This is a genomic window from Oceanobacillus arenosus (genome assembly GCF_003369575.1).
GTDB classification, from domain to species: Bacteria; Bacillota; Bacilli; order Bacillales; family Amphibacillaceae; genus Oceanobacillus; species Oceanobacillus arenosus.
The window spans coordinates 86,662-99,776 of record NZ_PIOC01000010.1 but is presented as its reverse complement, the minus strand read 5'-3'; the positions used below and the strand labels follow the sequence as shown (position 1 = coordinate 99,776).

At 36.7% G+C, this 13,115-nt stretch carries 14 protein-coding genes; 6 read left to right on the top strand and 8 right to left on the bottom strand.

Annotated elements, in window-relative coordinates:
- Window positions 1-199 precede the first annotated feature (199 nt).
- Entirely contained in the window at window positions 200-766 is a 567-nt protein-coding gene (locus tag CWR48_RS05210; protein WP_115772032.1) for a hypothetical protein, read from the bottom strand.
- A 140-nt stretch (window positions 767-906) separates the two neighbouring features.
- Between CWR48_RS05210 and CWR48_RS05205 the strand changes: the two genes are divergently transcribed.
- Complete coding sequence (locus tag CWR48_RS05205) at window positions 907-2,355, top strand: PQQ-dependent sugar dehydrogenase (protein ID WP_115772030.1); 1,449 nt, start codon at window positions 907-909, stop codon at window positions 2,353-2,355.
- A gap of 75 nt (window positions 2,356-2,430) precedes the next feature.
- On the opposite strand, the gene CWR48_RS05200 is transcribed toward CWR48_RS05205, so the two are convergent.
- The 3 genes from CWR48_RS05200 to CWR48_RS05190 all read right to left on the bottom strand — a co-directional run bounded on the left by CWR48_RS05200 (window position 2,431) and on the right by CWR48_RS05190 (window position 5,063).
- On the bottom strand, window positions 2,431-2,904 hold the full coding sequence (locus CWR48_RS05200) for a hypothetical protein (protein ID WP_115772028.1): 474 nt from the start codon (window positions 2,902-2,904) through the stop codon (window positions 2,431-2,433).
- A gap of 95 nt (window positions 2,905-2,999) precedes the next feature.
- Window positions 3,000-3,950: a TRM11 family SAM-dependent methyltransferase gene (locus tag CWR48_RS05195; protein ID WP_115772450.1), complete on the bottom strand. Its 951-nt coding sequence runs from the start codon at window positions 3,948-3,950 to the stop codon at window positions 3,000-3,002.
- A gap of 504 nt (window positions 3,951-4,454) precedes the next feature.
- Window positions 4,455-5,063 carry a YjbE family putative metal transport protein gene (locus CWR48_RS05190; RefSeq protein ID WP_245976730.1) on the bottom strand — a complete coding sequence of 203 codons (609 nt, stop codon included), beginning with the start codon at window positions 5,061-5,063 and terminating at the stop codon, window positions 4,455-4,457.
- Window positions 5,064-5,652: 589 nt separating this feature from the next.
- Between CWR48_RS05190 and CWR48_RS21165 the strand changes: the two genes are divergently transcribed.
- The 4 genes from CWR48_RS21165 to CWR48_RS05175 all read left to right on the top strand — a co-directional run bounded on the left by CWR48_RS21165 (window position 5,653) and on the right by CWR48_RS05175 (window position 8,704).
- Window positions 5,653-5,973, top strand: a complete 321-nt coding sequence (locus CWR48_RS21165) for an IS200/IS605 family accessory protein TnpB-related protein (protein ID WP_425453876.1) — start codon at window positions 5,653-5,655, stop codon at window positions 5,971-5,973.
- 610 nt (window positions 5,974-6,583) lie between these two features.
- Window positions 6,584-7,570 carry an acrylyl-CoA reductase family protein gene (locus tag CWR48_RS05180; protein WP_115772026.1) on the top strand — a complete coding sequence of 329 codons (987 nt, stop codon included), beginning with the start codon at window positions 6,584-6,586 and terminating at the stop codon, window positions 7,568-7,570.
- Window positions 7,571-7,870: 300 nt separating this feature from the next.
- A complete protein-coding gene (locus tag CWR48_RS20735; protein WP_245976729.1) occupies window positions 7,871-8,041 on the top strand; it encodes a helix-turn-helix domain-containing protein in 171 nt (56 codons plus the stop codon).
- Window positions 8,042-8,071: 30 nt separating this feature from the next.
- Window positions 8,072-8,704: an IclR family transcriptional regulator gene (locus CWR48_RS05175; protein ID WP_245976728.1), complete on the top strand. Its 633-nt coding sequence runs from the start codon at window positions 8,072-8,074 to the stop codon at window positions 8,702-8,704.
- 114 nt (window positions 8,705-8,818) lie between these two features.
- Here the strand turns inward: CWR48_RS05175 and CWR48_RS05170 are convergent, their stop codons facing one another.
- The 4 genes from CWR48_RS05170 to CWR48_RS05155 all read right to left on the bottom strand — a co-directional run bounded on the left by CWR48_RS05170 (window position 8,819) and on the right by CWR48_RS05155 (window position 12,315).
- Entirely contained in the window at window positions 8,819-9,025 is a 207-nt protein-coding gene (locus CWR48_RS05170; RefSeq protein ID WP_147294866.1) for a hypothetical protein, read from the bottom strand.
- Window positions 9,026-9,562: 537 nt separating this feature from the next.
- Entirely contained in the window at window positions 9,563-9,718 is a 156-nt protein-coding gene (locus CWR48_RS21075) for a Mor transcription activator family protein (protein ID WP_342772435.1), read from the bottom strand.
- 565 nt (window positions 9,719-10,283) lie between these two features.
- The gene (locus CWR48_RS05160; protein WP_115772022.1) at window positions 10,284-10,883 is read right to left on the bottom strand and encodes a TetR/AcrR family transcriptional regulator; all 600 of its coding nucleotides are present in this window, start codon (window positions 10,881-10,883) and stop codon (window positions 10,284-10,286) included.
- 85 nt (window positions 10,884-10,968) lie between these two features.
- Window positions 10,969-12,315, bottom strand: a complete 1,347-nt coding sequence (locus tag CWR48_RS05155; RefSeq protein WP_115772021.1) for a purine/pyrimidine permease — start codon at window positions 12,313-12,315, stop codon at window positions 10,969-10,971.
- A gap of 501 nt (window positions 12,316-12,816) precedes the next feature.
- Between CWR48_RS05155 and CWR48_RS05150 the strand changes: the two genes are divergently transcribed.
- Window positions 12,817-13,115: aldo/keto reductase (locus CWR48_RS05150; protein WP_147294871.1), on the top strand; the 299-nt coding region annotated here is incomplete at its 3' end.

Here is a 13,115-nt window from a genome sequence, read left to right as displayed (position 1 = left end):
GGCATTTAACCACGTCCAATTAGCTCATCAGCAGCCCTTAATATAGCTAATTTTCCATCTATTACTAGGATACTATTTCATTATTCACTGTTTCAATAATTTAAATTCCTATATATTGATGAAATCCTTTAAATACTTCTTTCCTTTTAGTTGCACAAAGAGCGCATTTCTTATTCCTCGCAACGCTCCTTAAACTTACTTACCTATTCTTTTCCACCAATTTATACCATTTCATAAAGATAAATCTGCTTAGTTCAGCCCATACCCAACTATATAGAAAAGAAAAAATGTAAATAAATCCTATAACCCTTAATGAAAATGATGTGGCGATTGGTCCTAAAACAGGGAAATCGACTATGTATAGAAGAAAACAAATTCCACCCGTTAATAATATAGATGTAAAAGCGATGATACCAATTCGTCTTTTTAATATAAGAAGAGCTAATCCAATTCCTAAACCTACTATCCCTGTTGTAAACGGGAAAATAAAGGATTCGCCAGGTTGGATCAGAATCAGTAAAAGAAACGTTAGAACGTAACTTTGAAGTCCAAAGGGAATAGATATAATGGTACAAATCAAGATAGGGAGACTGGCAAAAGGACTGATTAAATAACCTATTCCTGGAAGAAAGTTTCCGGTTGACTGCAGGATAGCTGCAAGTGCAGAAAAAAGGGCGGCTAATACGAGCTTTTTAGAATGAGAATACGTTTTAAAATAATCGTGTAGCTTGTATGATTCAAGTGATAAAATGCTAAACAAATTCATGAGTTCCTCCTTCTCTTTTACAGCACCTAAGCATTATGACTCCATCCTTTTCCCTAGATGTTATTTCTAATTCAATACTAATAGAACAACTCTCATCATATTCTTATAAAAGAAAATGATGAGAAGGAGGGGAAAGTTAGTTGAGAAAAGTTAAGGTTCGTTTACGGCCCATTGTAAGTAAAATAAATTTGCCCACTGTCTTGAAAACAGCAATACTTCCTGGTGACTCAATGGAAAGATTATTTATTGCAACGCAGGTAGGAGAGATCTTTTACATAGGGAACGGGGAAATAAGGACTTTTTTAGATATTCGCCCGCAAATCATAAAACTTGGTGATTCCGAACTAGGTGTTTCTCGTGGTGGGTATGATGAACGGGGATTGCTAGGGCTAGCGTTTCATCCAGAATTTTATTACAACAGTCTGTTTTATCTTCATTATTCAGTAGCTGGTACACAAGGCCCAGGTGTCCTTTCTGAACCTTTTACGCCTAACCCGTGTAATCCCAATACTTTAAACTTAAGATGGAAAAATAGAGAAACTCAATATGATCATATTGATACAGTTGAAGAATGGATGTTACAAGCGAATGGCAGGCCTCAAAAACGACGAACATTACTTAACATTAGAAGACCATTTTTTAATCATAATGGCGTCAATAGCTTAAACTTTTCACCTGAAACAGGAAACCTTGTGTTAACAACTGGAGATGGCGGATCAGGCTATGATCCATTTAATTTAAGTCAGGGCGATTTGGAAATGGCCGGTAAAATAATTGAAATTGATGTAGCTAAGCATACATTTTGCAATAATCCACCCGTAGTTACACGTTTTGATGAGCTTCCCACACCTATTCAGGAAACGCTCAAGGTAATTGCCAAAGGGGTTCGTAATATACCAGGTATTTCGTTTCAGAGGATTGATAATCAGTATATCAAATATGCGGGAAACGTCGGACAGGATTTGGTAGAGTCGATTTTTTCATTCGTTCATTATAAACCAATACCGGTTACTCAGCTTGTTCAAGCTTCTTTAATGAAATCTAAACCTGACCTTGAAGGATTGATTAACTTTGGCTGGAGAGGCTGGGAAGGTGCTTTTCCTACTTCGTTTATAAGGGACTGCTCCACAAATCCAACTTTGGATAAGAAAACAATTGCTTATTATTATGAAGCAATAGATTCCTCCTTGAAGCGTATTGAACCTTTAATTAGTTATTTTCATAAAGATCTAAGGCCCGATAAATTTGAAGGAACTTCACTTACAGGAGTGCAAGCCTATATGGGAAATGGAATGCCAGATTTAACGGAAAGTGTTGTGTTTACCGATCTTGCCAAGCATGAAGAATCTCAGCCACCGGTTAGAGGGGCTTTAGCTTATACCAGGATAAGTGCAGATTGTAAATTAAATGATTTTAGTGTCATTGAAACCGATTATAATTTCGGGTCGAAATCCGCTTATTATGTTAGTCTGGGAACCAATCTGGATCAAACAAGACTATATTTAGGCGTTTATGGCTCGATGAAAGTAACTGATTTAAACCAAGGAACTATTTTTGAAATTGTTCCTGACGAAGGGATAGGTAATTAATAGTATTTCATTTAACCAGACGTACAAAGGGACTGTCCCTTCGTCTCTTCACAATAATAGAAACGAAATACACTGTTAGTTCTTCATCACATTTAAAGGGAATTCAGCAGAAACATCCATGCCATCTAGAATAAGTAAAGTTGAATCAAGTGCATATTTCCTAACTTTATCATAATCAGCACCTTTTTTAACTTGATATTCAACGTAGAAGTGTGTTTCAACCCCTGGTTGGAAATAACTAGAGCTACCGGCTCCCCTTGGCCTCATTTTACGGTACTTTGTATTTTCTTCCATTTCCATTTGGGTTGCTAACTTCTCATTCGGTCTAACGACTAATTCAATCCCAAGTGGGTGACGACCAGGATAGTCAAACTCGCTTTTAATCGGGGTTTCACCTGTATTTTTGATTTTAAAATCATATCGTAATACACCATCTGACTTGATAATTGTAATTTCAACATCTGATAGTTTTAGTTGGTCGGCATTATCGAACCCGGTTACGATACAATAAGTAATGCAGATGAATATCAGTGCTAATATTCTTTTCATATTATCCTCCTGAAAATGTGAGTTTACGATTAGTATTCAATTTATTTGATCGAAATATTCTTAAAGCTTGTTGAAACAGGATAAATGAAGTGCAATCAATTACATACAATCACTTCGCGAGTAAATAATCCTTTTTTAGCGACAGCCCGATCACTAATCGTAAATCCCGCATTTATTAGGATCCCATCAATCGGTTCAACTGTTACCACGACCACCCTATCAGCAAAAGCACGTGCACTTTGAAGCATTTCTAGCTGATCTTCTGGAGTTATGACAGAACATAAATTGTATGGCAAATCGATAATTGCTACATCATAATGCTTCGTGATATCGCGGATATCTGCTAACTTTACTTCGCAAGTAAGACCAAAATAAGCGATGTTTTCGTTTACCCCATTGAGGATAAGATGATTCCGATCGCTACCGACGATATCAATTCCCATTGATTGAGCCTCGACTAGTACTGTTCCAATTCCACAGCATGGGTCAATTGCGCTTATTCCACTTGGATTCGGAATAGCGATATTTGCAACCGCCCTTGCAACACGCGTGCTAAGCGCAGTAGAATAACCATGAGGCTTCTTTTGATGCTGAAACCAAACGGACTCCCCTTTTACATAGTCGCCAAATACCCACCGTTCGTTTACATTCATGATGCCAAACAATCGATCGGGATGATAAAGATCTGCTTCACCATTCACATGTAATCCAATCGTACGTTCAACGGTACGTCGCTTCTCGAAACCTTCCTTTTTAGCCTTTGTAAGGCCACCATTTTTTACATAGATAACTTTAAACGTTGCCCCGTCTAGTTGCAAGGTTTCCAATTGGCTTACAATATCCTGAAGGGTCTCCCCTTCATAAATTACACGAATTCTTTCTTTCATAAACGGACTTCGTGTGGGATCAACTTCTACAAAGCTTTCTAAAATCTTAGATTTCGACTCCTTCTCGAAAAAAGAGCGCATTTCCAAAGCACATAAAGAGCTCTCCTCCTCAGGATAGGAGTATGTATATACATAGTTTGATACGTTCTCGTTATTCATATCCAAATAGTTTTCATCCTTTAATTTATCCATTTCAGCTTTACTTTACGTGATAATATCTATATTTGATAGCTTGATTATTATATCATTGTTAGGAACATTGGAGTATGCTTTATCCCATCTTAATAATTAATAGGACGGGGTTGATGTGATCTACTCTAATCACTATATATTGGCCTAAGGTGCCTGTCCCACAGTTGAAAACTATTGGATTGATGACTTAGATGTACTAATGAAAATTTTAGTTAAGTAAGTTTTCTATGGGGTGTTATATTATATTGTTCAAGGCTGCAATAATAAAAATTTAAAAACAACTAGTGAATCAAATGTTTGCTCGTTGTTTTTCTTATTTTTTAGACGATATTATCTTTTTTATTAAAGCCTCAGTTCTCAATATTGGTGCTCTTTGCTTTTGGGCAGTTAGGCAAGCGGATGCTTGCCTAATAGCAACAAAGTTTAATTAAACAGTCTTATTAAATTATCAAGAGTTTTACTTTTTTCAATTTACGTCCTGTTACTGTTTTGATTTGTTAGTCTCCCTGCTAATAACACACCTCCCACAATCAAAATTACAAGTCCCCAATAAAGAAAACGATTGAGAAGGTATTCTTGTAAAAAGGGTTCCTTAATGATCATCTTTACTGCAGTCCAGGCGATTACGCCGCCTCCTATGTAGATAAAAATAGCGATACGATCAACAAATGCTATAAACAGTCTACTTCTCCAAATCACAATAGGAATACTAATCATTAGTCCTAAACACACCATTAAAAAACTTCCATGTGAGGCCCCTGCTACAGCTAGTACATTATCTATACTTAAAGCCATATCCGCCATGATAATGGACCTTATTGCTACGCCTAAAGTATTCACTCCAATAACATTTTCTTCTTGATCATCTGCTAACGTTAATAGTTTATAAGCAATCCAAATTAGTAATAAACCTCCAACCAGCAAAAGACCAGGAATTTCTAGTAGCCACACCACTATTAATGTTGCAAAAGTACGAATGAACACGGCCCCAACAGTCCCCCAAAGAATGGCTTTTTTCTGTTGTTTTTTTGGCAATGTCCTTGCTATTAGACCAATTACAATGGCGTTATCACCAGCCATTACTTAATCAATGATGACAATGGATATCAAAGCTGAAAAAAATTCAACCGAGAAAAGTTCCAAATACCTCCACCTCTGCTTGTCCTTATTTTGGAGTATATTGCATTTTCTATTTCATTCCACACAAGCAGCACGGTTCCCCACTTCTCCCTGTGCCGTTCATCAACTAAACATGTAACAGTATATTCTTACGCTCTGTTGACAAGCTATAATACTATTATTGTTGTAGATTTTGTTATTTCAACGGTTAATTAATCAAGATATGTTGATAGAACGTCAACATATCTGTTTTAAAAATATTAAGACCAAATCATTAAGAGATTCTGTCTCTTTCATTCCAAAGTGAATATTTTTCTATAAAATTTTCTTCATCTGATATCTTGGCTTTGATAATATAATCTACATCTTGTAAGTCATCAAAGTAAAATAACCCTAAACATGGCATTCAATAGTCCTTTTCCTGATGATCAAGTTCTAGTTTTGAAAGCCGGTCTGCAACAATCTGTACGGCGATAGCATCGTTCAAGTAGCCAATGGTATTCTTCGGCAGGGGAAAAACACAAAGGAAGGACCGTTTACTTCCAAACGTTTGGAAAGAATAAACAACAAGCGCTTTAATCAAGTCAAAGATTTATTCCATAAAGCAAGTTACCAAATTGAAAGAATTGCCTTAGAAGAGGATATTGATAAGATTATTATCGGCCAAAATAAAGGTTGGAAACAACATTCTAATATTGGAAAAAGGAATAATCAATCATTTACCATGATCCCCTATGCCCTCTTGATTCAGATGATAACATACAAAGCAGAAAGGCATGGTATCCGTGTGGTGGTAACGGAGGAATCCTATAGTTCACAAGCAAGCTTTTTCGTGACGATCCAATCCCGATTTACGGAGAAAAGGATGTAAAGAAGTCATTTTCTGGTAAACGTATAAAGCGTGGACTTTACCGAACAAAGAACGGAACAATCGTGAACGCCGATGTAGATGGAGCTGCAAATATCATGAAAAAGGTAGTCGGAAATGCGTTCCAAGACCCCTTTTCCAATATAAGGACATTACTGGTACCAACATCAGTCGTATTAACATAAAAGTAATCCCAGGTATGGACCAATGGGATAGCGGGATTGGGTGTTTTCAGCACACCAATGTGTCAACTCCCCTGGTGGTTAATCGTCAAGTTTCTAAGTCGATACCTCAGAAACCCCCACTTCAAATTTAGTAAGAAATTAAGTGGTCGGAGTATTCATATTGTAGTTTATTGCAGCACTGACTGCAATGCCAATACTACGTGATTGGGATTGGTTCAGTTCTGCCCCAAATTTAAAAAACACCACAGCGTTTATCATCTGCTATTAAATTCTCTACTATTAACGAAATTTCCGTCCTCTTTACTGTTAAACCAGACTTCCCGCTTCTTGCAAGTGTGTTCAAAAGCATACTCAATCAATCCTTTATTATCTTTCAAGGTGAATATGTTAAGATATGCTTAATCATACGTAGAGGAGACGGGATAAATATGGGAACTTTTCAAGCGCTAGTACTGAATAAAATTGATGATCAAACGAATTTGGATGTGAAACAATTAACGTTAGATGAACTGCCAGAAGGTGAAGTAACCATTAAAGTTGCTTATTCGAGTGTAAATTATAAGGATGGCTTGGTAGGCATCAAGAATCAAATGGTAAAATCCTATCCTTTAATACCTGGAATTGACTTATCTGGAACAATCATGGAATCTACGGATGAACGTTATCAAGAGGGTGATGAAGTGATTGTCACCAGTTATAAGCTGGGCACAGGACATTCCGGTGGATTTAGTGAAGTTGCACGTGTACCTGCTGCGTGGGTTGTCCCTCTCCCTGAAGGATTATCCTTAAAAGAAGCAATGGTCCTTGGAACGGCAGGATTAACTGCAGCACTATCTGTCGATAAGCTGGAGAATGCCGGATTAAAACCAGAGGATGGACCTATTTTAGTAGCAGGTGCTACGGGCGGAGTAGGCAGTATTGCAGTCAATATTTTAGCGGATAGAGGCTATGAAGTTGTAGCAAGTACAGGTAAAGCAAATCAGGAAGCTTATTTAAAACAATTAGGAGCGAAAGAAATTATCCATCGCAACGAAATAGTAGAGACAGAGCCGCAACTGGCACGCGAGAAAAAATGGGCTGCAGCTATCGACCCTGTAGGTGGGAAAACACTACAATATATCCTTACCACATTAAAATATGGCGGTTCTGTAGCAACATGTGGATTAGCTGGCGGAGTAGAAGTAGCAACAACTGTGATTCCGTTTATCTCCAGAAGTATCAACTGGCTTGGAATTGATTCGGTAATGTACCCGATGGATAAACGGTTAAAAGCTTGGAACCGTCTTGGTGGTGATCTAAAACCAAGCGCATTAAATGATGAGATGGTAATTGAAGTTACATTAGCAGAACTTCCAAAAGTGCTTCGTGATATTTTAGAAGGAAAAGTTCGGGGGAGGACTATCGTTAAACTGTGATTTTGAATTTGAAATAATAGAAACAGAAAATATTCTAGTTTAACACATTTGATTGCCGACATATAAATCAAAATGATAATAAGTCTAATTAACAGTGATTTTGTTAGTTAGATTTTTTTATTTAATTCGTTTTAAACTTTCCTATTTTTACTACAGAACAATCTCGTTATTATACGTTCTTGGTTGTCCCCCTCTTTCAACATATACGATAATAACGAATGCATTTCAAGTTTATGGTGAAATAAGATAGAAAGGATTATAATCATGAGAATTTACAATTGAGATAAGGAGAAGGACAATATGGCAGAAAACACAATTCAATCCATCGAAAGAGCAGCAAATGTTTTAGAGTTATTTTTGAACTCCGAAAGTGAATTAAGTGTCAAAGAAATTAGTGACAGTTTAAAGCTTTCAAAAAGTACTGTCCACGGGATTATTAAAACATTGGAAATTCGAAATTATTTAAAGTAAAACCCAGAAAACTCAAAATATGCTTTAGGTATGAAACTATTTGAACTTGGTAGTGTTCTAAGTAAGCAATTGGATATACGCGAAATTGCTCATCGACACATTCAAAAATTAGTCAATAAACTAAACAGGACCGTCCATCTAGCAATTTATGATCATGGTAAGGCGATATATGTAGAAAAAATAGAAGTGCCACATACTATCCAAATCTCTTCACAGGTAGGAAAGCTAGCACCGATGTATTGCACGGGTGTTGGGAAATCTATTTTGGCATACTTGGATGATGAAAAAATTGAATTAATTTTAACCAAAAATGAATTCAAAAAGTTCACCGAAAATACATTAGTTGATAAAGAAGAAATCAAGCAGGAGTTAAAACAGATTCGTAAACAACTTTATTGTATGGATAATGAAGAAATTGAATTAGATCTTAAATGTATTGCTGCACCTATTTTCAATCATAAAGGTGAAGTCATCGCGGGGATTAGTTGTTCTGCACCTAAAATGCGAATAACGGATGAAAAATTACCTATGATGATCGACAATGACAATGTACGGAAATGTGCCTTACACATTTCAGAGGCTTTAGGCCTAAATGTCGAAGCATTAAAAAAGTACACGAGTAAAGAAATCTATCGTATGTATATTACCACGCCTGCCGATTAACAAATTATAGGGAGTTTATTTCGTTGTCAGGAGAAAAAAGGGACATGAATGTCCGTTCAGCCAATTAATTTGGGAGAAATGCCACAGCGTGCATGAGACACACTGTGGCGTTTCTCATCTGTTATTCAATTCTCTACTATTAACGAAATTTCCGTCCTCTTTACTTTTAAACCAGACTTCCCGCTTCGTGCAAGTGTGTTCAAAAGCATACTCATTTTCTAGTTCATTGATCCATGTTTGTTTTCCGTAGGTTTCAGCTTTTATTTTTTTCATTCGTTCATTCGCAATAATTTTATAAACAGCAATATCCATATGCATCATTAATTCCTCCCTTATCATTAAGAATACATTCGGGAAGACATCTGGTCGTCGGCTCAGGGCCTGAAATTCGGTAACAATTGTTTCCCACCTAAGATTCAGAACTTCTGCATCTTAAGTCTGAATTCATTATTTAAAAAATCAAATCGTGTGTTTGGAACTCGATTATACGAGAGCCACCTCAATAATTTTAGTAAACATTCCTGTTACCTCCTTTCTCGAAAATCAACGGCTACATACTTATTAATGCATGGAAAGGGTTGTAAAAACTAGCGAAAGAATAACTATAATCGTTTTGTACCATCCAGGTGAGGATACAACTTTTTTACGTTTTTTCATGAACAAAAGCGCAAGCGCCCGTTTAGGGACGTACTGAGGTGAGGGAAGTCTCGCTACAGCTTTAGCGCCGGAGCTGGACGTGGTTATTCTCGGCAATTAAGTTATCCATAACATCCAGATTTTATATTTTCCTATTCAAGCGCAAAAAGGCGTCAAGCTTAATCCTGCCGCTTCACGCTTCTAGTAAGTTAGATGAAAAACTTATGATTGATTACTTCGCATTTTATTAATAACTTTTCGTATGCTGTCAATCGATAAATGAAATTTACGCTCTAATTCTTCAAATGATTTTCCATTATTGTATAACTGGAAAATCTCCTCATTCCGTTCAGCGATTAACGCTCTCGTTCCGCTCACTTCTTCCCATCCTGCCGCTCTATTTTTTGCTTTTGTAATATAAATCAAATCACCTTAAATATATTTCTGCATCTCTTTTAGCAAACTAGGGGGTAGGACCTCTTTTGCATTTTTGTATTGCACGATTTACGTCCTCCTTTATAACATATACATGTTCAGCAATGTCGAAATTAACTTGTATAACATTCATAAAGTAAGAACTCCTCTCCTTAATTCTTTTAAAATAACAGTCCTACATATTGCAGATGATAAGCAATTCTTCCCTTTATGGAAGAATTCGAATTTTTAGAATAATTTTCATAAATAAATTGGGACCGTAATACGATACGGTCCCAATTAGTGATCCCCGCTATGCGGAAATCACCTCAGGATTTGTGATCAATATAATCAGCCTCCTTTCAAAAAGTCTATCGGTCCGACACCTTAATTAACGCATACTTTCCATTCCATTCTCAAGGGAGAGAATAATTATAATTGTTTTATCCTTTGTATACTCGCTATACTTCCCGACTACTCATTAGTGCTTGATTTCTAAACTCTTTTATAAAGCCACATCACAGTCTAGTCAAAGAGCACCGATACTAATCATAACCTGGTCTAATAAGGTGTCAATAAAACCTGCATCTACTTCTTTCTTATATATAAGAATTCGAAAGTACACAGGACCATATAACATATCCAATACTACATCTAAGTTAATTGTATCGTGGACTTCACCTTGAGCAATGGCACGTTCAAGGATTAATTTGGCATCCTTACGACGTGGAACCAGAAAGTTTGTGTAATAAGCTTGCGCCATTTCTGAATTTCCCCCACTCTCCGCAACAAGGGCGACTATCGTTCGTCCAAGAGTACCGTTCAGAATCCTTGCCAGATCATAAAGCTGGTGCCGAAAGTTTTCATGAATCGATTTTTTTTCAAGAAAATACAAATGTGGTTCAGTTGTCATAAAAAAAGCATCAAGAACAAGAAACGCCTTGTTAGACCACCAACGATAAATCGTTGCCTTTCCAACACCTGCATGTGAAGCAATAGCTTCTATAGTTAAAGCAGAATATCCAGTTTTCTCTAGTAAATCAATAGTAGCATTAAGAATAGCCATCTTGGATGCTTCACTTCGCGGCCGTCCTACTGAGTGCTGTTTCGATTGTTTGTTTTCTGACATTTTCTTTCCTCACTTAAATGGTTGTAGTGTAATGGGAATGTTCCACATACTATGATTGTAAACAATTTAACCATCTAATTCCATGTTATTTAGCGATTGGAGTTCTAATGCTTGATTGGACTTGTTTTGGACGCCAAACTTGTTCAAATATAAGAGCAACCAACATTCCTACCATTACACCATTACTGAATACATATTGCAAAACGGCTGGTAAAGCCGAAAAGATCACTGAAGGTAAGAACATAACCCCTGTTCCAAGAGAAAGTGCTGTACTTAAAATGGTTAATCGTCTTTGATCAAGAGGCTCCTTCAATACAGAACTGATTCCGATTCCTGCCATTGACGTAAAAGATGCAAGCATAGCTGCATAAGCAACTGGGCTTGGAAGTATAGCAAACAGTGTATACACTGTTGGAAAAAAGGAGATAACCGCTAAAACGATACTGCCGATGAAAAATGGAAGCATACGGCTTTGACCTGTCATCCGAACAAACCCTGCAGCGACTGAAAACGGTACAACTCCAACTGTCGAAAATATACCTGACAACATCGTATTGATTCCGCTAATAATGCCGGCACTTTTAAGTGAGCCATGTTTCCGGTCTTCTTTCGTTTTTGCATGTTCGTCATCTTTCTCGCCAAACACTTGTTTCATAGCTGCTACGCTGGCAATAATACTTGAAATGAGAACAAACGCAACCATGATTGAAGAAACAATCATACCCGCATCAAGCGTTGGTGTTCCCCAAGCGAGAACGTCAGGTAATGAAATAATGGATGATGTTTTCGGCATAGGCTGTGAACCAAACAATATAATGAAGGCAATCGAACCTACAACCATACCAATTAAGACAGCATAGCTTTTTAACCAGCCTCTTCCCCACACAGAAAGAACAAGTACTAGAATAAAAATAGCGAACGAAAGAATAACAATTCCTGGCTGAATCTTAGTTGATGCATCGTTGACCCCAATCATTCCTTTAAGGAACATTCCACTTAATTGAAAACCAAGAATTGTCAAGTAAACACCATTTACTAAAGGTGTAAACAACTTCAGCAATTTCGTCATCCATCCTGCTAAACCAATAATAATTAGAAAAGCTCCTGTTAAAAGCATAGCGCCTTCCAATAATTGTAAAGAACCACCAACTTTACCTACTCCTTGTGCAACAGCCATTTGTCCCATTAACGTAAATACCCCTAGCCATATTCCAGCTGGACCATCTGGAATTGGCAAACGATGTCCCAACCACCCAGTTAATAAAGAAGTTATCCCCACAATAAAAAAGGTTCTTTGCATCAATTCAGTGATCTCCACTGGAGAAAATTGAAAGACCTGACCAACGATAATTGGAATCGTTAGTGAATTAGCAAGTAAAAAGATAAACCATTGTATAGAACCGATCCCTGTATCTAATTTTGAATTTCTCATAATCCATCCCTTTCTTTCACTCTGTAATTTTGAAGTATGTTTAATAACAAAACGAAACGTTCTGTTTTATTATATATAAATAATAGCCTTTTTCAACCCTTTTATGATAAGAAGGGGTTTCCATCTCCCTATTCAAACAATGAACGCTACCGTAAGTCCTCTTATAACCATTTTTTGAACGATTTTCTATACTTCCTGTACTATTCCTCTCTGCCTTTATTTAGACAATCATTTGGTAATTTATTAATTTCTTTGCTCATTTGTTTTTCCTCCTTTACATCTATTCATGAGATAGGTAGTTAAAAATCCATGATAGATTAAGACAAATTAATCTGGACATAAATAAGAAGGTTGGATCATTAGTTCCACATAGTGAAACTAAATAAACAAATTTTGATATACAGTTTTAATTGTTCTACACTATAAGTGAGGCTATGACGAGCAGCATTTAATTTGAATTTAATTTAAGCCTCAACTACTAAAAGAAAGAGGTTTTTTACGATGGCAAAAAGCGTAAAACTTGGTAAATCAGATTTATATGTTAATCCAATAGGACTAGGAACCAATGCAGTTGGTGGCCATAATTTGTATCCAAATTTAGATGAAGAAGCTGGTAAGCAGCTTGTCCATACTGCGATTAATAATGGTATTAACCTAATCGATACAGCTTTCTTGTATGGACCAGGACGCTCAGAAGAACTCGTTGGAGAAGTAGTGAAAGAAAGTGGTAAACGATCAGACCTTGTTATCGCAACAAAAGTTTCTCCGAAGTTTATCGGTAACGAAATGGTGAACGATAA

What these genes read in the sequence shown, in the direction of transcription:
- CWR48_RS05210 (WP_115772032.1), bottom strand. Translation starts at nt 766, where the DNA reads ATGAATTTGTTTAGCATTTTATCACTTGAATCATACAAGCTACACGAT.
- CWR48_RS05200 (WP_115772028.1), bottom strand. Translation starts at nt 2,904, where the DNA reads ATGAAAAGAATATTAGCACTGATATTCATCTGCATTACTTATTGTATC.
- CWR48_RS05195 (WP_115772450.1), bottom strand. Translation starts at nt 3,950, where the DNA reads ATGAATAACGAGAACGTATCAAACTATGTATATACATACTCCTATCCT.
- CWR48_RS05190 (WP_245976730.1), bottom strand. Translation starts at nt 5,063, where the DNA reads ATGGCTGGTGATAACGCCATTGTAATTGGTCTAATAGCAAGGACATTG.
- CWR48_RS05180 (WP_115772026.1), top strand. Translation starts at nt 6,584, where the DNA reads ATGGGAACTTTTCAAGCGCTAGTACTGAATAAAATTGATGATCAAACG.
- CWR48_RS20735 (WP_245976729.1), top strand. Translation starts at nt 7,871, where the DNA reads ATGGCAGAAAACACAATTCAATCCATCGAAAGAGCAGCAAATGTTTTA.
- CWR48_RS05175 (WP_245976728.1), top strand. Translation starts at nt 8,072, where the DNA reads ATGAAACTATTTGAACTTGGTAGTGTTCTAAGTAAGCAATTGGATATA.
- CWR48_RS05170 (WP_147294866.1), bottom strand. Translation starts at nt 9,025, where the DNA reads ATGATGCATATGGATATTGCTGTTTATAAAATTATTGCGAATGAACGA.
- CWR48_RS05160 (WP_115772022.1), bottom strand. Translation starts at nt 10,883, where the DNA reads ATGTCAGAAAACAAACAATCGAAACAGCACTCAGTAGGACGGCCGCGA.
- CWR48_RS05155 (WP_115772021.1), bottom strand. Translation starts at nt 12,315, where the DNA reads ATGAGAAATTCAAAATTAGATACAGGGATCGGTTCTATACAATGGTTT.